The sequence below is a fragment of the Phenylobacterium ferrooxidans genome (genome assembly GCF_042714595.1).
Classification (GTDB): Bacteria; Pseudomonadota; Alphaproteobacteria; order Caulobacterales; family Caulobacteraceae; genus Phenylobacterium; species Phenylobacterium ferrooxidans.
On sequence record NZ_JAOTJD010000023.1, the window covers coordinates 54,967 to 72,393 of the forward strand.

General features: G+C 68.2%; 17 protein-coding genes and 1 pseudogene. 11 read left to right on the forward strand and 7 right to left on the reverse strand.

Going from position 1 to position 17,427, the window contains the following annotated elements; genetic code table 11:
- Position 1: 1 nt before the first annotated feature.
- From aroE to OCL97_RS13090, 3 genes are read right to left on the reverse strand one after another with little or no spacing between them, the layout of a single operon-like run.
- Positions 2-853 carry a shikimate dehydrogenase gene (gene aroE / locus OCL97_RS13080; RefSeq protein ID WP_377370419.1) on the reverse strand — a complete coding sequence of 284 codons (852 nt, stop codon included), beginning with the start codon at positions 851-853 and terminating at the stop codon, positions 2-4.
- Entirely contained in the window at positions 850-1,449 is a 600-nt protein-coding gene (locus OCL97_RS13085; RefSeq protein WP_377370420.1) for a Maf family protein, read from the reverse strand. Before OCL97_RS13085 ends, aroE begins: the two co-directional genes overlap by 4 nt.
- On the reverse strand, positions 1,446-2,294 hold the full coding sequence (locus tag OCL97_RS13090; protein WP_304780526.1) for a pyruvate, water dikinase regulatory protein: 849 nt from the start codon (positions 2,292-2,294) through the stop codon (positions 1,446-1,448). The genes OCL97_RS13085 and OCL97_RS13090 overlap by 4 nt, the downstream gene beginning before the upstream one ends.
- A 522-nt stretch (positions 2,295-2,816) precedes the next feature.
- On the opposite strand from OCL97_RS13090, the gene hemE reads away from it, so the two are divergent.
- The 5 genes from hemE to OCL97_RS13115 all read left to right on the forward strand — a co-directional run bounded on the left by hemE (position 2,817) and on the right by OCL97_RS13115 (position 7,941).
- On the forward strand, positions 2,817-3,848 hold the full coding sequence (gene hemE, locus OCL97_RS13095; RefSeq protein ID WP_304780528.1) for a uroporphyrinogen decarboxylase: 1,032 nt from the start codon (positions 2,817-2,819) through the stop codon (positions 3,846-3,848).
- Entirely contained in the window at positions 3,845-4,879 is a 1,035-nt protein-coding gene (gene hemH / locus OCL97_RS13100) for a ferrochelatase (RefSeq protein WP_377370421.1), read from the forward strand. The genes hemE and hemH overlap by 4 nt, the downstream gene beginning before the upstream one ends.
- A 2-nt stretch (positions 4,880-4,881) precedes the next feature.
- Positions 4,882-5,334, forward strand: coding sequence for a CopD family protein (locus tag OCL97_RS13105; protein WP_304780532.1), 453 nt, complete (start codon positions 4,882-4,884; stop codon positions 5,332-5,334).
- 372 nt (positions 5,335-5,706) lie between these two features.
- A complete protein-coding gene (rho, locus tag OCL97_RS13110) occupies positions 5,707-7,107 on the forward strand; it encodes a transcription termination factor Rho (protein ID WP_305663878.1) in 1,401 nt (466 codons plus the stop codon).
- A 48-nt stretch (positions 7,108-7,155) separates the two neighbouring features.
- Positions 7,156-7,941 carry a class I SAM-dependent methyltransferase gene (locus OCL97_RS13115; RefSeq protein WP_377370422.1) on the forward strand — a complete coding sequence of 262 codons (786 nt, stop codon included), beginning with the start codon at positions 7,156-7,158 and terminating at the stop codon, positions 7,939-7,941.
- Positions 7,942-8,104: 163 nt separating this feature from the next.
- On the opposite strand, the gene OCL97_RS13120 is transcribed toward OCL97_RS13115, so the two are convergent.
- Together OCL97_RS13120 and OCL97_RS13125 are read right to left on the reverse strand one after the other, a co-directional pair.
- The gene (locus OCL97_RS13120) at positions 8,105-9,076 is read right to left on the reverse strand and encodes a quinone oxidoreductase family protein (protein WP_377370423.1); all 972 of its coding nucleotides are present in this window, start codon (positions 9,074-9,076) and stop codon (positions 8,105-8,107) included.
- A gap of 9 nt (positions 9,077-9,085) precedes the next feature.
- Positions 9,086-9,784 (reverse strand): dienelactone hydrolase family protein, encoded by a 699-nt coding sequence (locus tag OCL97_RS13125; protein ID WP_377370424.1) that lies wholly within the window; start codon positions 9,782-9,784, stop codon positions 9,086-9,088.
- Positions 9,785-9,874: 90 nt separating this feature from the next.
- On the opposite strand from OCL97_RS13125, the gene OCL97_RS13130 reads away from it, so the two are divergent.
- From OCL97_RS13130 to OCL97_RS13155, 6 genes are all read left to right on the forward strand, one after another.
- Positions 9,875-10,132 (forward strand): DUF6489 family protein, encoded by a 258-nt coding sequence (locus OCL97_RS13130; RefSeq protein WP_304780547.1) that lies wholly within the window; start codon positions 9,875-9,877, stop codon positions 10,130-10,132.
- A complete protein-coding gene (gene mnmE / locus OCL97_RS13135) occupies positions 10,129-11,463 on the forward strand; it encodes a tRNA uridine-5-carboxymethylaminomethyl(34) synthesis GTPase MnmE (RefSeq protein ID WP_377370425.1) in 1,335 nt (444 codons plus the stop codon). Before OCL97_RS13130 ends, mnmE begins: the two co-directional genes overlap by 4 nt.
- A gap of 271 nt (positions 11,464-11,734) precedes the next feature.
- Positions 11,735-13,585 (forward strand): tRNA uridine-5-carboxymethylaminomethyl(34) synthesis enzyme MnmG, encoded by a 1,851-nt coding sequence (mnmG, locus tag OCL97_RS13140; RefSeq protein ID WP_377370426.1) that lies wholly within the window; start codon positions 11,735-11,737, stop codon positions 13,583-13,585.
- A gap of 53 nt (positions 13,586-13,638) precedes the next feature.
- Positions 13,639-14,232 (forward strand): 16S rRNA (guanine(527)-N(7))-methyltransferase RsmG, encoded by a 594-nt coding sequence (gene rsmG / locus OCL97_RS13145; RefSeq protein WP_377370427.1) that lies wholly within the window; start codon positions 13,639-13,641, stop codon positions 14,230-14,232.
- On the forward strand, positions 14,222-15,040 hold the full coding sequence (locus tag OCL97_RS13150) for a ParA family protein (protein ID WP_304780554.1): 819 nt from the start codon (positions 14,222-14,224) through the stop codon (positions 15,038-15,040). The genes rsmG and OCL97_RS13150 overlap by 11 nt, the downstream gene beginning before the upstream one ends.
- A 7-nt stretch (positions 15,041-15,047) precedes the next feature.
- Complete coding sequence (locus OCL97_RS13155; protein WP_377370428.1) at positions 15,048-15,923, forward strand: ParB/RepB/Spo0J family partition protein; 876 nt, start codon at positions 15,048-15,050, stop codon at positions 15,921-15,923.
- A 140-nt stretch (positions 15,924-16,063) separates the two neighbouring features.
- Here the strand turns inward: OCL97_RS13155 and OCL97_RS13160 are convergent, their stop codons facing one another.
- Positions 16,064-17,101: an alpha/beta fold hydrolase gene (locus tag OCL97_RS13160; protein ID WP_377370429.1), complete on the reverse strand. Its 1,038-nt coding sequence runs from the start codon at positions 17,099-17,101 to the stop codon at positions 16,064-16,066.
- Positions 17,101-17,427: pseudogene (locus OCL97_RS13165) on the reverse strand (DNA polymerase III subunit delta); the annotation flags it as partial. The gene OCL97_RS13160 and the pseudogene OCL97_RS13165, both read right to left, overlap by 1 nt.

Genomic DNA, 17,427 nt, shown 5'->3' on the forward strand with positions numbered 1-17,427 from the left:
TTCAAAGTCCCAGGGCTTGCTTGGCGAGGGTTCGGACATCGACGCCTTCGGGGGGCGGCTGGCCGAAGAAGGCGTGGAAGGCCGGTATGGCCTGGCCGATCAGCATTTCCAGTCCGTCCACGGTGGGGCGACCCAGGGCTTGGGCCTGCGCCAGGAACGGGGTGAGCAGCGGCTTGTAGACCATGTCCATCACCACGGCGGTTCGCGGCGTCGCGGCGATCGGCACGTCCAGCACCCCCGCCCCCGACAGCCCGGCCGAGGTGGCGTTGATCAGGGCGCCGACGCCGTCAAAACCAGGCCCGGCCTGGTCCAGCCCATAGGCGCGGACGCAACCGCCCAGATCGGCGGCGATCTCTTCGGCGCGGGCCACGGTACGGTTGATGATGCGGATGTCGCGGGCGCCAGCGCTGAGGAAGGCCGCCGCCGCGCCCCGCGCCGCGCCGCCCGCTCCGAGTATGGCCACTGGCGCTGCGGCGGGATCAAAGCCTGGCGCCTGGACCGCGAAGGCGGTCAGCAGGCCCAGCCCGTCGGTGTTGTCGGCCAGGATCCCGCCGTCTGGTCCAAACACCAGGACATTGGCCGCCTGGGCCAGGCGCGCCCGCTCGCTGACCTGGTCGGCCAGGGCCATGGCCTGGGTCTTGAAGGGCACGGTGACGTTCAGACCCGAGAGCGAGCCGCCACGCAGGCCCTTGGTGAAGCTCGGGAAATTCTCGGGAGAGACGTCGAAGGGCACATAGACCCCATCGATCCCCGCCGCCGCCAGCCAGGCGTTGTGCAGGATCGGGCTCATCGAGTGGGCGATCGGGTGGCCCACCACGCCCGCCACCACGGTGGCGCCGGTGATCCTGGTCATGCCGACAGCGCCCCGTGCTTGCGCAGCAGGTCCAGCAGGCCCAGCAGGGGCAGGCCGAGGATGGCGAAATAGTCGCCCTCGATCTTCGAGAACAGCTGTGAGCCATGGCTCTCCAGCCGGTAGCACCCCACCGAACCGAGGGCCTCGTCGCCCTCGGCGATCAGATAGGCCTCCAGGAAGTCGTCGCTGAACTGGCGCATGGTCAGGGTGCAGGTGGCCACCTCGCGCCAGATCGGCTGACCGTCCCGGGCCACCACCACCGCCGAATGCAGCCTGTGCGGCTTGCCGCGCAGCAACTTCAGCCGGTCCCGCGCCGCCTCGACGGTCTCGGCCTTGTCGTAGAGCCCACCCTCGAACTCCAGGGTCTGGTCGGCCCCGATCACGAAGCCTGGCCGGCCCCGGGAGATCTTGACGGCCTTCAGCTCGGCGAGCGCGTCGGCCACGTCGCGGGGCGTGCCGCCTTGACCCAGCATCGCGGTCTTGACCGCCTCCTCGTCGACGCCGGAGACGGCGGTCTCGAAGGGGACGCCCGCGCCCTTGAGCACGGCGGTGCGGGCCGCGCTCTTCGACGCCAGGATGATCTGATGGCCGATCATCCCAGCACCTCGATCTGGCCGTGCCCGCCGTTCAGCAGGTTGAGCACGGCGGCGGCCGTCTCCTCGACGCTGCGGCGGGTGACGTCGATCACCGGCCATTCCATCCGCTCATAGAGCCGGCGCGCCAGGACGGTCTCCTGCCGGACCGCCTCGATGTCGATATAGCTGGAGTCGCGGTCTTCCTTCAGGCTGAGCAGCCGGTTGCGGCGGATCTGGATCAGCCGGTCGGGCGAGATGGTCAGGCCGACGATCAGGGCGTTCTTCAGGGTCAGCAGCTTCTCCGACGGCGCGCGGCCCGGAACCAGGGGCACATTGGCGGCCCGCACCCCGCGGTGGGCCAGATAGATACAGGTCGGAGTCTTCGATGTGCGCGACACGCCCACCAGCACCACATCGGCCTGGTCCAGGTCCTGGCCGCCCTGGCCGTCATCGTGGCCGATGGCGTAGTTGAGCGCGTCCATGCGGTTGAAATAGTCGTTGTCCAGGGCGTGCTGCACGCCGACCCGCCGGGTCAGCGCCGCCCCCAGATAACGCGACAGGGCCGAGACCAGGGGGTCGAGGGCCGGGATGCAGGCCATGTCCAGTTTTCGGCAGCCCTCCTCCAGGGCGGCCCGCAGCTCGTCGTCGACGATGGTGTGGATCACCACTCCGGGCGCGGCCTCGATGTCGGTGAGCGCCCGCTCCAGCTGCCGGGGCGAGCGGACCAGAGCGTAGATGTGCTCGATGGGCAGGACGTTCTCGAACCGGGCGCAGACCGCGCGCGCCATGGCGTTCAGGGTCTCGCCGGTGGAGTCGGAGACCAGGTGCACATGGAAATAGGTGGCGAAGCGCGAGGCTGTGGTCATCGGATCCGGGTCGCCGTTGGCGGGTGCGTCGAAATATCTGGGGATAGAGGAGTCGATACCTTCTTAGCGAAGCCGGGCGCGCTTGGGGATAGCCGCGGCCAATTCGCGCGTCGATCACTGGGCCTGCGGATAACGGGCGCCGTTCACGGGGTTTGCCCGGGGGTCGTGGATCAGCTGTCCCTGCGGCGCGCGTTGTCCGACGACGGCGCCAGGCGCGCGGCGAATGACTCCTGTTCATTCACCCGAACCGGAGCCGTGAGGTTAATGAATCGTTAAGGCCGATCAGCACGTTAAGACTTCATTAACACAATCCACAGCGGCGCCTTGGCCCTGCGGAGAAAGCTGCCATCGGCTGGGGAAAGGGAGTCGAAAAGGGGGTGCGGCACTGGGATTTGTCCCCGGCTTGCCCAGGCCCTACCGCTACCTCTTCATCCAAGATTCTATTTCTTAGAAAGGTAGAAGGCAGGCGAGGAAGAACAGGCGGGCTTGAGCCCGAGCCTCGAAGCCGGTTTAACGCCCTCCATGTCCAACAGTTCAGAACCCCGCCTGCTCCGGGCGCTCGCCGGAGAAACCCTGGACCGCCCGCCGGTCTGGTTCATGCGTCAGGCAGGGCGTTCCCTGCCCGAGTACCGGGAGCTGCGGACCCGGGCGAAGGACTTCATCGCCTTCTGCCACAATCCGGAGATGGCGGCCGAGGCCACCCTGCAGCCGATGCGCCGCTTCCCCCTGGACGCCGCAATCGTCTTCGCCGACATCCTGCTGATCCCCCAGGCGCTCGGCCAGGAGGTCTGGTTCGAGGCGGGCGAAGGTCCCCGGCTGGGCGAGCTGCCGTCCATCGAAAGCATGGCCGACCAGATCGAGGCCTCCACGGGCCGGCTGTCGGCCATTGGCGAGACGCTGTCGCGCGTGCGCGCCGAGCTGGAGCCGGACCGCGCCCTGATCGGGTTCGCCGGCGCCCCCTGGACCGTAGCCACCTACATGATCGAGGGCCGCGGCTCCGACCGCTCCGGCGCCCGGACCTACGCCTACCAGCACCCCGAGAAGCTCGATCGGCTGCTGGACGTCCTGGTGGAGAGCACCGCCCGTTACCTGGTGATGCAGGCCAGGTCCGGCGCCCAGGTGCTGAAGCTGTTCGAGAGCTGGGCCGAGGGTCTGGCCGAGGACGTCTTCGAACGCATCGTCATCAAGCCGCACACCGCCATCATCGAGAAGGTCCGCGCCGCTGGCGTCGACGTGCCGTTCATCGGCTTCCCGCGCAGCGCCGGCGCCCTGGTGGAGAACTACGCCGCCCGGGTCCCGGTCAACTGCGTCGCCCTCGACACCCAGGCCAGCGCGGTGCTGGGCCAGAAGATCCAGGACAGCGGCAAGACCATCCAGGGGGCGCTGGACAACCTGCTGCTGCGCGCCGGCGGCCCAGCCCTGGACGCCCGGGTCGACGCCCTGATCGAGCAGTGGAACTCCGGACCCTACATCTTCAACCTCGGCCACGGGGTCCTGCCCGACACCCCCATCGAGCACATCGAGCGCACCATCCGCCGGGTGACCGGCAAGTGAGCCGCGTCGCGGTCGTCCTCTTCAACCTCGGGGGCCCGGACGGGCCGCAGGCCGTGCGGCCGTTCCTGTACAACCTGTTCAAGGACCCGGCGATCATCAGCGTCCCGGCCCTGCTGCGCTATCCCATCGCCGCCCTGATATCCTCCCGCCGCGAGGCCTCGGCCCAGGCCAACTACAACATGATGGGCGGCGGCTCGCCCCTGCTGCCGGAGACACAGAAACAGGCCGCGGCCCTCGACGCGGCCCTCGCCAGCGCCCGTCCCGACCTGACGGTGAAGGCCTTCATCGCCATGCGCTACTGGAAGCCCTTCGCAGACCAGACGGCGAAGGAGGTGGCCGCCTTCGCCCCCGACGAGATCGTCCTGCTGCCGCTCTATCCGCAGTTCTCCACCACCACGACAGCCTCGTCCCTGCAGGACTGGGCGAAGAATTACAAAGGTCCCGGCCGCACTCGCACCGTCTGTTGCTATCCGACCGCGCAAGGGGTGATCGCCGCCCACGCCGAGACGATCCGCAAGACCTGGATCGACGCCGGCCGCCCCGCCAAGGTCCGCCTGCTGTTCTCCGCCCACGGCCTGCCGGAAAAGGTGATCAAGGGCGGAGATCCCTACCAGGCCCAGGTCGAGGCCACGGCGGCGGCCGTCGCGGGCCTGCTGCCCGAGTTGCCCGACTGGCGCGTCTGCTACCAGAGCCGGGTCGGCCCCATGAAGTGGATTGGCCCCTCGACGGTGGAGGAGATTCACATCGCCGGCGAGCAGGGGGTCGGCCTGCTGCTGTCGCCCATCGCCTTCGTCTCCGAGCACATCGAGACCCTGGTGGAGCTGGACCACGAATATGCCGAACTGGCCGAGAACCAGGGGGTCGCCCCCTATCTGCGGGCCCCGGCGCTCGGCGTCGACCAGGCCTTCATCGCCGCCCTGGCCCAGACCGTGACCCATGCCCTGGCGCGCGATGGCGGCGCCGCACCGGAGGGGGCATGGCTTTGCCCCGCCGGCTATGGCAAATGCGGGCGATCAACCCAGGGAGCTTAGGCGTGGACTACAATCTGCTGCGCGGCCTGCACATCATCGCGGTGATCGCCTGGATGGCCGGGATCATGTATCTGCCCCGGCTGCTGGCCTACCACGCCGACGCCGTGCCCGGCGGCGAGATGGACAAGCTCTTCCAGACCATGGAGCTGAAGCTGTACCGGATCATCATGGGCCCGGCCATGGTGGCGACCTGGGTGTTCGGCCTGGCCCTGATCTATGTGAACGCCACCGAGGTCCGCGGCGGCTGGGAGTACCTGCAGCAGCCCTGGATGATCGCCAAGCTGTCGGGGATCGTCTTCATGACCGGCTGGCACGGGTTCCTGGGCGCCGCCCGCAAGAAATACGTGGCCGGGACCAACACCCGCACCGCCCGCTTCTGGAAGATGACCAACGAACTGCCCTTCATCGCCGCGATCATCATGGTCCTGGCGGTGACGATGGAGTTCGGCAGCTAGTCCCAACCCCTCACGTCATCCCGGCCGTAGCGCAGCGGAGAGCCGGGACCCAGGGGCCGCGCTCTCCGCCCCTGGGTCCCGGATCGGCCTGTGGGCCGTCCGGGATGACGGTGTTGGTGTTGGGGTCAAAGCCCACAATCCTTGACCCGAACCGCGCGATGTGGTTCCGCTGGCCCCACATGGCGTCGCGCAAACGCGAAGTCATGCCCCGCCCTATCTCCGGCGACGCGCGCTTCCCAAGATTTAGAGCTGCTGCGTCCCGGCCCCTGAACACCCCGGCGAGCCCCAGGCCCGCCCCAGACGTTTCAAGTTGCTCGACGCCCGAGGACTGTCTCAAGTCCGGGCGCGCCGAGCCGTATCAAGGCGCTACCCATGTCCCAAGACAACACCCTCGACACCGAAGACTCCGCCCTCGACCAGGCGATGGACGCCCAGGTCGAAGCCCCGCAGGAGAGCGTGGACGACGATGAAGACAACGAACTCTCCGCGGCCATCGCCGCGCTGGGCATCACCCGGATGTCCCTCCAGGAGCTGAAGGACAAGTCGCCGGTCGACCTGCTGGCCTTCGCCGAGAAGCTGGAGATCGAGAACGCCAACTCCATGCGCAAGCAGGACATGATGTTCGCGATCCTCAAGACACTCGCCGAGGAAGGCATCGAGATCTCCGGCTCCGGCACCCTGGAAGTGGTGTCCGACGGCTTCGGCTTCCTGCGCAGTCCCGAGGCCAACTACCTGCCCGGCCCCGACGACATCTATGTCAGCCCCTCGCAGATCCGGAAGTTCGGCCTGCGGACCGGCGACACCGTCGACGGCGCCATCCGCGCGCCCCGCGAGGGCGAGCGCTACTTCGCCCTCATCAAGGTGGATCTCACCAATTTCGAGAACCCCGAGAACGTCCGCCACAAGGTGCTGTTCGACAACCTGACCCCGCTCTATCCCGACGAGCGGCTGAAGATGGAGATCGAGGATCCCACCCTGAAGGACCGCTCGGGCCGGCTGATCGACATCGTCGCCCCGCTGGGCAAGGGCCAGCGCTGCCTGATCGTCGCCCCGCCTCGGGTGGGTAAGACGGTGATGCTGCAGAACATCGCCAAGTCCATCGCGGTGAACCACCCCGAGTGCTACCTGATCGTGCTGCTGATCGACGAGCGGCCCGAGGAAGTCACCGACATGCAGCGCACCGTGCGCGGCGAGGTGATCAGCTCCACCTTCGACGAACCCGCCACCCGCCACGTGCAGGTCGCCGAGATGGTGATCGAGAAGGCTAAGCGCCTGGTGGAGCACAAGCGCGACGTCATCATCCTGCTCGACAGCGTCACCCGTCTGGGCCGCGCCTACAACACCGTGGTCCCGTCCTCGGGCAAGGTGCTGACCGGCGGTGTGGACGCCAACGCCCTGCAGCGCCCCAAGCGCTTCTTCGGCGCAGCGCGGAACATCGAAGAAGGCGGCTCCCTGACCATCATCTCCACGGCCCTGATCGACACCGGCAGCCGAATGGATGAAGTCATCTTCGAAGAGTTCAAGGGCACCGGTAACTCTGAAATCATCCTGGACCGCAAGGTCGCCGACAAGCGCATCTTCCCGGCCATCGACGTGCTGAAATCCGGCACCCGCAAGGAAGAGCTGATCACCCCGAAGGACCAGCTGCAGAAGACCTATGTCCTGCGCCGCATCCTCAACCCCATGGGGGCCCAGGACGCCATCGAGTTCCTGCTCGACAAGCTGCGCCAGAACAAGAACAACGACGAATTCTTCCAGTCGATGAACACCTAGCGGTCGCCGGTTTCCGACTTCCGCCTGGCTTGAGGGGAAGTCGGTCCGATGGGCGAGAGCTATATCATCGCCGGCGGCATGGCCGGGGCCGCGCGGCTTTCGGTCCTGTCCCAGGCCATGGCCGAGGCGACGGGAAGCCTGCTCGACCGGGTCGGTATCCCGGCCGGCGCCCGCATCCTGGATGTGGGCTGCGGCGGGGGCGAGGTGACCCGCGACCTGGCGCGCCGCACCTCAGGCCAGGTGACGGGTCTCGACCTCGACGAGATCAAGATCTCCATGGCCAGCCAGGACGCGCCGTCCAACTCTGCGTTCCACGTGGGCGGCTATGGGCGGGCCGAGGCGCTTGGTCCCTTCGACGTCATCTATGCCCGTTTCCTGCTCTCCCATCTCACCGACCCGGCCGACGCCGTGGCGTGCTTCGAACGCGCCCTGGTCCCCGATGGCCTGCTGGTGGTGGAGGATGTGGAGTTCTCCGCCCATCTCTGCGAGCCGACTCGTCTCAGCTTCCGCCACTTCGTGCAGTGGTATGTCGCCTGCGCTCACAAGCGCGGCGCGGACGCCGAGATCGGCCCCAAACTGCCCGCCATTCTCGGGCGTGCCGGCTTCATCGGCATCGAGGCCCGGGTGGTCCAGCCGGCAGGGCTCACTGGCCCCGCCAAGGCCATGGCCGCCCTGACCCTGGCCGGAATCGCGGAAGCCGTTGAATCCATGGGTGTTTCACGTGAAACCCTGGTGGATCACATCTCCGACCTGGTGAAGGCCCGCGATGATCCGACTGTGTTCATGAGCCTGCCCCGTGTGACCCAGGCCTGGGGCTGGAAGCGGGAGGAATAGATCCTCCCCCAGCGCGCAGCGCGATGTGGGGGAGGTGGATCGACGCGCAGCGGCGAGACGGAGGGGGATCAACGTCGTTGACCTCTTCGGCCCTAAAACAAGAGTCAAAGTCCCCCTCAGTCAGCTTCGCTGACAGCTGCCCCAGAGGGGGCGCATCTCGATCCTACGGAATCAGCAAACTCGCTCCGACCGTATCGCGCCCCTCCATGGCCTCATGCGCCTTGCGCGCCTCGGAGAGCGGGAACGTCTGGCCGATATCGATCTTCACCTGGCCCGAGGCGATCACCGCAAACAGCGCCGCGGCCGAGGCGTCCAGCTCATCGGTGGTCAGCAGATAGTCCCCCATGGTCGGCCGGGTCAGGAACACCGAGCCCGCCTGCATCAATCGCGCAGGGGCGATAGCCGGGGGCGGCCCGGAGGCGTTGCCGAAGCTGACGAACAGGCCGCGCTTGGCCAGGCTTCCCAAGGTGCCCTCAAAGGTCGCGGCCCCCACCGAGTCATAGGCCACCGGAACGCCCACGCGATTGGTGATCCTGCGCACCTCGGCGGCGACATCGGCGTCGCGGTAGAGGATCACATGGTCGGCCCCCAGCGCCTTGGCCCGGTCGGCCTTGTCCTGCGACCCGGCGGTGGCGATCACCACGGCGCCCAGAGCCTTGCCCCACTGCACCAGGATCGAGCCCACCCCGCCGGCCGCGGCGTGGACCAGGATGTGGTCGCCGGGCTTCACCTCGTAACAGCGCCGCAGCAAGAACTCCGCCGTCATGCCCTTCAGCAGGGCGCCCGCCGCAACGCTCGCGTCGATCCCCGCTGGCGGCTTGACCGCCCGCTCGGCATTGACCGCGTGAAGCTCGGCATAGGCGCCGATCGGACCCGAGGCATAGGCCGCGAGATCGCCCACCGAAAAGCGGGTCACCCCCTCCCCCACGGCCTCGACGACGCCGGCCCCTTCCATTCCCAGGCCCGAGGGCAGCTTCAGGGGGTAGAGGCCCGAGCGGTGGTAGGTGTCGATGAAGTTCAGCCCGATGGCCTGGTTGCGTACCAGGATCTGGCCGGGTTTCGGCTCGGGCGCGGGGATGTCCACCAGCTTGAGGACTTCGGGACCGCCGGTGGCGTCGATCTGGATGGCGCGCATGATCAGAGCCTAGAGCAGGTGTTGCTGGAAGAAGGCGAGGCTGCGGCCATTGGCGTGGCGGGCGGCGTCGGCCTCATAGTGCTCGCCGCCATGGCGGGCGAAGGCGTGGTCACAGCCGGGATAGGTATGGACGGTGACCTGCGGGTGGTTCTTCAGGGCCTGGAGGATGATGGCCTGGGCCTCCTTGGGGACGAACTGGTCCTCCTCGGCGATATGCAGCATCAGGGGCCGTTCCAGCTTCTCGGCCTCTCCCAGCCGGTTCTCGATGCCGACGCCGTAATAGCCGACGCTGGCGTCGGCGTCGGTGTTGGTGGCGGTGAGGTAGGCCAGCAGGCCGCCAAGGCAGTAGCCCACGGCGCCCACCTTGCCCGAGCAGCCGCCATCGGCGCGGATATGGTCGATCACTGCGGCGATGTCCTTGACTCCGAGATCGGCGTCGAAGGCGTTGAACAGTTCAAAGGCCTTCTTCCACTCGGCTTCCGACTGGTCGGTGATGTCGATCCCGGGCTCGATCCGCCAGAACAGGTCGGGGCAGATGGCGAGATAGCCCTGGTCGGCCAGGCCGTCGGCGATCTCGCGCATGACGGCATTGACCCCGAAGATCTCCTGGATGACCACGATGGCCGGGGCCTTGGCCTTGGACGGCCGCGCCACATAGGCGTTGAAGTCGCCGTCTTCGGTCTTGAGAGTGATGGTTTCGCCGGCCATGCGGAGCTCCGTTTGTCTTGGTCTGCTTTGGCTACTAGCGCGCAGTGGCCGCAACCGGCCATAACTATTGCTTGAAGGAAGGGCCCCGCCATGAAGATGACCATCGAGATCGACTGCACCCCCATCGAGGCTCGCACCTTCATGGGCCTGCCCGACGTCACCGCCTTGAACGACAAGCTGGTTGAGGAGATGCAGAATCGCATGTCGGCCAATATCAACATGCTCTCCCCCGATGAGCTGATGAAGAACTGGACCGCCTTCGGGGTCGGGGCCCAGGAACAGTTCCGCAAGCTGATGTCCACCGCCGTGGACATGGGCATGGGCGGCGGCGCCAACCGCCCGAAATGACCGACACCATCTATGCCACCGCCACCGCCGCCGGCCGCGCCGCCGTGGCGGTCGTCCGTGTGTCTGGCCCTGCGGCGCGGGCGGCCGTGAAGGCTCTGGCCGGCGAGACGCCCCGCCCCCGCCTGGCGGCGGTGCGAACCCTTGGCTCCGACAGCGGCCCCATCGACCAGGCCCTGGTGCTCTGGTTCCCTGGCCCGGCGAGCTATACCGGCGAGGACAGCGCCGAGTTTCACGTGCACGGCGGCCCTGCCGTGGTCTCCTCGCTTCTTGAAGCCTTGAGCGGCCTCGGTCTCCGTTTGGCTGAGCCCGGCGAATTCACCCGCCGGGCCTTCGAAAACGGCAAGCTGGACCTGGCCCAGGCTGAAGGGGTCGCTGATCTCATTGAGGCCGAAACCGAGGCGCAACGCCGCCAGGCCCTGGCCCAGGTGGAAGGCGCCCTCGGCCGCGCCCACCAGCGCTGGCGGGGCGATCTGATCGAGGCCCTGGCCAATTTCGAGGCCGCCGTGGACTTTCCCGATGAGGAGGTCCCCGTCGAGGTGGCCGACCGCGCCCGGCCCCATCTGCAGCGCCTGATCGGCGAGCTTCACCTGGCCCTGGCCGACGTGGATCGCGGCGAGCGTATCCGCGAGGGCTTCCGCATCGCCCTGGTGGGCGCGCCTAACGCCGGCAAGTCCACCCTGCTCAATGCCCTGGTCGGTCGTGAGGCCGCGATCGTCACGGCGACCCCTGGCACGACGCGGGACGTCATCGAGGTTCCGCTGCGGCTCGCCGGCTACAAGGTGCTGCTGGCCGACACCGCGGGCCTGCGCGACACCCACGACGAGATCGAGGCCGAGGGCGTTCGCCGCGCCCGGGCCTGGGCCGCCGCCGCCGATCTGAGGATCTGGGTGGTGGACGGCGCATCCTCCGCCATCGACCCCCCGCCGGAGGAACTGAGCGCCGGCGACCTCTGCGTGATCAACAAGTCTGATCTCAATCCGGGCGACGACACCGGCCGGACGGTGGTGGAGGCCCGGGCCCTGGAGCTTGAGCTGCACCGGATCAGCGCCCGCGACACCACCCATGTCGGCGTGATCCTGGCCGCCCTCACCGACCAGGTGCTCCAGCGCCTCTCGGGCGACGAACTCCCCACCGCCACCCGCCTGCGTCACAGGGACCTGCTGGCCGAGGCCCTGGCCCGGCTGGAACATGCCCTGGCTGTGGACGGCTCCCCTGAACTGGCCGCCGAAGACGTCCGCCTCGCCGGCCGCGCCCTGGACCGCATCACCGGGGCGATCGACCCTGAGGACGTCCTCGACCGGGTCTTTGCGACCTTCTGCATTGGAAAATAAGGTGTTTCACGTGGAACACTGCAGAAGGCTGGGCTAGCACCTCCTCTCCCACTTGCGGGAGAGGGTGGGGTGAGGGCTCTTTCTGAAGGGCGGCTACACTTCACCTCGGCAACGCGCAGCTCTGCTGCGCGCCCCTCACCCTACCCTCTCCCCATGAATGGGGAGAGGAGGCATGTCCCCGGGCCATCCGGTAAGACTCTTTCACGTGAAACCGCCCGCCCCTTCCGCTATAGGAACCCCCCGCCCATATGGCGCGGATGCGGAGTTTGGCGTGACCTCCTGGGACGTGATCATCATCGGCGGCGGCCATGCGGGCTGTGAGGCCGCGGCGGCTTCAGCGCGGTTCGGCGCCCGGACCCTGCTGCTGACCCACAAGCTCGAGACCATCGGCGAAATGTCCTGCAACCCGGCCATCGGTGGCCTGGGCAAGGGCCACCTGGTGCGCGAGATCGACGCCCTGGACGGCGTCATGGGCCGGCTGGCCGATGTGGCCGGCATCCAGTTCCGCCTGCTCAACCGCTCCAAGGGCGCCGCGGTGCGCGGCCCCCGCGCCCAGATCGACCGCAGGCTCTATCGCGAGGCCATGCAGGCTGAGCTGGCCGCGACCCCCAACCTCACCGTCAAGGCCGAGGCCGTCGAGGACCTGCTGGTGGTGGACGGCAAGGTCACCGGTGTCGTGGGCGCAAGCGGTGAAATCTATTCCGCCGGCCGCGTGGTCCTGACCACCGGCACCTTCCTGAAGGGCGTGATCCACCAGGGCGAACAGCGCATCCCCGCCGGTCGGGTCGGCGAGGCCCCGGCCATCGGGCTGGCGGACCGCCTCTACGCCCTGGGCCTGGACATGGGCCGGCTGAAGACCGGTACGCCGGCCCGCCTGGTGGCCTCGACCATCGCCTGGGACAGGCTGGAGATGCAAGCGGCGGACGATGTCCCCTCCCCCTTCTCCTTCCTGACCGACAAGATCACGACGCCGCAGATCGCCTGCGGCGTCACCTACACCAATGCGCAGACCCACAGGATCATCGCCGAGCGCCTGACCGAGTCGGCGGTCTATGGCGGGCGGATCAACGGGCGTGGCCCGCGCTACTGCCCCTCCATCGAGGACAAGGTGGTGCGCTTCGCCGACAAGACGGCCCACCAAATCTTTCTGGAGCCCGAAGGCCTCGACGACGACACCGTCTATCCCAATGGCGTCTCCACCTCGGTGTCGGCGGAGACCCAGGACCAGTTCCTGCGCACCATCGTGGGGCTGGAGAACGTCCAGGTCCGCCGCCACGGCTATGCGATCGAGTACGACTATGTCGATCCGCGCGAACTGTCGGCCACCCTGGAGGTCAAGCGCCTGCCGGGCCTCTATCTCGCCGGCCAGATCAACGGCACCACGGGCTATGAAGAAGCCGCGGCCCAAGGCCTGGTGGCCGGGCTGAACGCCGCCCGCGCCGCCTCCGGCGCGGATCCCGCCATCTTCGGCCGCGACGAGGCCTATATCGGGGTGATGATCGACGACCTGGTGACCCGGGGGGTCACCGAGCCCTATCGGATGTTCACCAGCCGGGCGGAGTTCCGCCTGACCCTGCGCTCCGACAACGCCGACCAGCGCCTGACCGCCAAGGGCATGGCCCTGGGTTGCGTCGGTGTTTCACGTGAAACCGCCTTCAATTCAAAGGCCAAGGCTCTCGCCGAGGCCCGAGGCCGCGCCGCCGAGCTGACCCTGACCCCGGACAAGGCCGCCAAGGCCGGCCTGCCGGTCAAGGCCGACGGCCAGCGCCGCGACCTGACCCAGTTGCTGGCCTACCCCACCATCTCCTTCGAGGACCTGACAGCCATCTGGCCCGAGATCGCCGCCTGGGACCCCCAGGTCCGCGAGCAGGTGGAGATCGACGCCGCCTATTCCGGCTATCTGGGGCGACAAGAGGCCGATGTGGCCGCCTTCCGCCGCGATGAGAACCTGCGCCTGCCGGCCGAGCTGGACTATTCGGTGGTCGGCGGGCTCTCCAACGAGGTGCGCGGCAAGCTGACCGCCATCCGTCCCCTCACCCTCGGCCAGGCCGCGCGGATCGAAGGGGTGACGCCCGGCGCGCTCACCGCCCTCCTGGCCCATGTCCGCCGGCGGGCCGCCTGATGGACAGGACCGACACCCTCCCCATCGAGGTGGAGACCGCCGCAGACTTCGCCATGGCCACCGGCGCCGACGAAAGTATGATCCGCGATCTCCAGCAATACCGGTCATACCTGGAGGACTGGAACCAGAAGATGAACCTGGTGGGCCCCTCCACCCTCGAGATCTTCTGGTCGCGACACGCCTGGGATAGCGCCCAGATCCTGCCCCTGGAGCCCGACGCCCTGACCTGGGCCGACCTCGGCGCGGGCGCAGGATTGCCGGGTATCGTGCTTGCGATCCTTCAGAAAAACCGCCCCGGCTTCCACATGCATCTCGTGGAAAGTATGGCCAAGCGCTGCCGCTTCCTGACCGAGGTGGTTAACGGCCTGGGGCTTCCGGCGACGATTCACAATTCACGTGCGGAGGACTTGTCCCTGACTGTGGATATCGTCACCGCCCGGGCTTGCGCGCCGATGACCCGGTTGCTTGGGTATGCCCAGCCCTACCTGAAGCGTGGCGCGACCGCTCTGTTCCTCAAGGGACAGGATGTTGCGGTCGAGATGGAAGAGGCGACCAAGTCTTGGAGTTTTGAGGCGGAAATCCTGCCCAGCTTCAGTGATGCGCGCGGGCGCATCGTACGCGTAAGGAAGTTGGGCCGTGGCCGCTGATCAGAAACCGCATCGGGCGCTCCGCGTCCTGGTGGTCGCCAACCAGAAGGGCGGCGTGGGCAAGACCACGACGGCCATCAACCTGGGCACGGCGCTCGCCGCCGTCGGCGAACGCGTCCTGCTGATCGACTCCGATCCCCAGGGCAACGCCTCGACCGGCCTGGGCGTGCCCCATTCCAAGCGCAAGATCACCCTCTATGACGTGCTGATGGGCGACGCAGCCCTCACCGACGCCATCGTCCACACCGACCTGCCGGGCATGGACATCGTCCCGGCCCACGCCGACCTCTCCGGGGTCGAGCTGGAGCTGGGCCAGCAGGCGCGGCGCTCCTTCAAGCTGCGCGACGCCATCGACCCGATCCGCCAGTCGGGCTCTTACACCTATGTGCTGATCGACTGCCCGCCGTCCCTGAACCTGCTGACGGTCAACGCCATGGCGGCCGCCGACGCCGTGCTGGTCCCCCTGCAGTGCGAGTTCTTCGCCCTGGAGGGCCTCAGCCAGCTGGTGCGCACCATTGAGCTGGTGCGGGGCAGCCTGAACCCCAACCTGGAGATCCAGGGGGTGGTGCTGACCATGTATGACCGCCGCAACAGCCTGTCGGAACAGGTGGCCAAGGACGTCCGCGCCCACTTCGGCGGCACCGTCTACGCCACGGTGATCCCGCGCAATGTGCGGGTGTCCGAGGCGCCCAGCTTCGGCAAGCCGGTGCTGGTCTATGATCTGAAGTGCGCGGGCAGCCAGGCCTATCTGAAGCTGGCGCGCGAAGTGGTGGTGCGCGAACGCGATCGCCGCGCCAAGGCCGCCTGAGGAAAACATGATGGTCGAAAAACGCGGACTGGGCCGGGGGCTGTCGGCCCTGCTGGGCGAGGTCGAGGAAACCCCGGTGGATGCGGGCGCCGCCGGCGGCCTGCGCGACATCCCCATCGAGCTGATCCATCGCAATGAGAAGCAGCCCCGCTGGGTCTTCCCGGAGGTCGAGATCGAGGAGCTGGCCGCCTCGATCCGCGAGAAGGGCGTGCTGCAGCCGATCCTGGTGCGGCCCGCACCCGAGATGGACGGCCACTTCGAGATCGTCGCCGGCGAACGCCGCTGGCGCGCCAGCCAGAAGGCGGGCCTGCACGTCCTGCCGGCCCTGGTCCGTGAGCTGGGGGACGCCCAGGTCCTGGAGATCGGGGTCATCGAGAACGTCCAGCGTTCGGCCCTGAACGCCATCGAAGAGGCCAGCGCCTACCAGCAACTGGTGGAGGTGCACGGCCGCAGCGCCGCCGAGGTGGCCGACGCCGTCGGCAAGAGCCGCAGCCACGTCGCCAACCTGGTCCGCCTGCTGGCCCTACCCGATCCGGTCCGGCAATACCTGATGGCAGGCCAGATCACCGCGGGTCATGCGCGCGCCCTGCTGGGCGCCGACGATCCCCTGGCCCTGGCCGACCTGGTCATCGCCAAGGGCCTGTCGGTGCGCGACACCGAATCCCTGGTGCGCAAGGCGGCCGGCGGCGGGGTGGTGACACCCAGGCCCGCATCGCCCAGGCCGCGCAAGGACACCGACACCCAGGCCCTTGAGGTCGACCTGTCGGAGGCGCTTGGTCTGACCGTCGAGGTTATCGACAGGGGCGGGATCGGCGAGCTTCGGGTGAAGTACGCCAGCCTCGAACAGCTCGACGAAGTCTGCCGTCGACTGACCCGCGCCTAGGTCCGAAAACCGCCAGACGAAAATTGGTCCTGTGGCGCACAGCGGCCGGGCGGTTCGTATCCGAGGACGTCGCCTGCGCCAAAGCCTGTGGATGACTCGCGCCGAATCCAGGCTAAGCTGTTGAGTTATTACGTGAAAACCTAATTTCCGGGCGCGGCCGCAACGACCGGTTTTTCCCCGATTTTCGGAGAGGCCTTCCCTCGCGCCTTCACGATGACCTCGCTGATGGCGCCGATGACCACATCTGGCTTCTCGTTGTGGATATTGTGGCCGCTGCCAGCCACCAGGCGATTGGCGCCGCGGGTCGAGAGGGCGGCGGCCTCGTCGTGCATCGCCGACCATAGCTGCGCGACGGCGGCCTGGTCGGCGGCTGGGATCGACGGATCCTTCGAGGCGCCTTCCGCGGTCAGGACAATGAGCGGCATGTCGCCCAGGCTGATCTTGGCGGTTTCGACCTGGGTGGAGTTCGGCTCGGCGACGCTCTCGATCTCCGACAGCCGCTGGCGGGCGGCGGCGGGATCGGTGCGCAGGGTGACGACGTAGTCGCGCAGAGGGCGCGGCCATTCGGCGGGGGGATCGCCGACGCAGGCGGTCCACCCTTCTCCGCCTGGGCGCAGGGCGCTGGCCCGGGCCAGGTCGGCGCAACGGCGGGTCGTGGTGATCTCGCCCTGGGTCAGGGCGACGACGGTGGGAGACACCGCGGCGAAGCGCTTGTCCTGGTGAGGATTGGCCGGGTCCACCAGCACCATGCCCACAACCTGGTCGGGATAGCGCGACGCATAGAGCCGCATGTTCATCCCGCCCAGGGAGTGGCCCACCAGGATGTAGGGGCCGGGGAAGTACGGGGTCTGCAGGGCCGCATGCAGGTCGTCGACGATGGAGGCGGTGTCCCGCGGCAGGGGGCCGGGGCTGCTGAAGCCCATTCCGGCCCGGTCCATCGCACAGACCCGGGTCAGGGTGGCGACCTGCGGCTGCACGTTGCGCCACGCGAAACTGGAGGCCCCCCAGCCGCTGTCGAGGATCACCAGGGGGCCGCCGAGGCCGGAGCAATGGAAGTGCAGCTTGCGACCGTCCGGCAGGGTGACCAGGGTCTGGGGGTTGGCATAGGCGGCCATCAGGTCGGTCTGGGCCGCGGCCGGGGTGGCCAGCAGCACGGCGGCGAGGAAGACGGCCCGCATCAGAGGCCCAGCCGCTTGGCGCGGCCGGCGATCTGCAGGGCCAGCCGTTCGGCGATCAGGGCGTCGGGGGAGCCGGCGGTCTTGCAGGCCTTGTCGGCGGCCAGCACCTCGGGCTGGATGCGGTCCAGCTCGGGCAGGGTCCAGGTGCGAGCCTGGCGCAGGAATTCTCGTTCGCTCTTCCAGAACACGCCCGAGGCCTTCGCGGCCTCCTGCAGGCCGGCGCCGGACTTGGCCAGGGTCAGGGTGCGGCGCATGCGGCCGAGATACATGCCGAGCGCCCGAACAGCGGCGGGACCGCCCTCCCCTTCGGCCGCGGCGCGGCGCAG

What these genes read in the sequence shown, in the direction of transcription:
- aroE (WP_377370419.1), bottom strand. Translation starts at nt 853, where the DNA reads ATGACCAGGATCACCGGCGCCACCGTGGTGGCGGGCGTGGTGGGCCAC.
- OCL97_RS13085 (WP_377370420.1), bottom strand. Translation starts at nt 1,449, where the DNA reads ATGATCGGCCATCAGATCATCCTGGCGTCGAAGAGCGCGGCCCGCACC.
- OCL97_RS13090 (WP_304780526.1), bottom strand. Translation starts at nt 2,294, where the DNA reads ATGACCACAGCCTCGCGCTTCGCCACCTATTTCCATGTGCACCTGGTC.
- hemE (WP_304780528.1), top strand. Translation starts at nt 2,817, where the DNA reads ATGTCCAACAGTTCAGAACCCCGCCTGCTCCGGGCGCTCGCCGGAGAA.
- rho (WP_305663878.1), top strand. Translation starts at nt 5,707, where the DNA reads ATGTCCCAAGACAACACCCTCGACACCGAAGACTCCGCCCTCGACCAG.
- OCL97_RS13115 (WP_377370422.1), top strand. Translation starts at nt 7,156, where the DNA reads ATGGGCGAGAGCTATATCATCGCCGGCGGCATGGCCGGGGCCGCGCGG.
- OCL97_RS13120 (WP_377370423.1), bottom strand. Translation starts at nt 9,076, where the DNA reads ATGCGCGCCATCCAGATCGACGCCACCGGCGGTCCCGAAGTCCTCAAG.
- OCL97_RS13125 (WP_377370424.1), bottom strand. Translation starts at nt 9,784, where the DNA reads ATGGCCGGCGAAACCATCACTCTCAAGACCGAAGACGGCGACTTCAAC.
- OCL97_RS13130 (WP_304780547.1), top strand. Translation starts at nt 9,875, where the DNA reads ATGAAGATGACCATCGAGATCGACTGCACCCCCATCGAGGCTCGCACC.
- mnmE (WP_377370425.1), top strand. Translation starts at nt 10,129, where the DNA reads ATGACCGACACCATCTATGCCACCGCCACCGCCGCCGGCCGCGCCGCC.
- rsmG (WP_377370427.1), top strand. Translation starts at nt 13,639, where the DNA reads ATGGCCACCGGCGCCGACGAAAGTATGATCCGCGATCTCCAGCAATAC.
- OCL97_RS13155 (WP_377370428.1), top strand. Translation starts at nt 15,048, where the DNA reads ATGATGGTCGAAAAACGCGGACTGGGCCGGGGGCTGTCGGCCCTGCTG.
- OCL97_RS13160 (WP_377370429.1), bottom strand. Translation starts at nt 17,101, where the DNA reads ATGCGGGCCGTCTTCCTCGCCGCCGTGCTGCTGGCCACCCCGGCCGCG.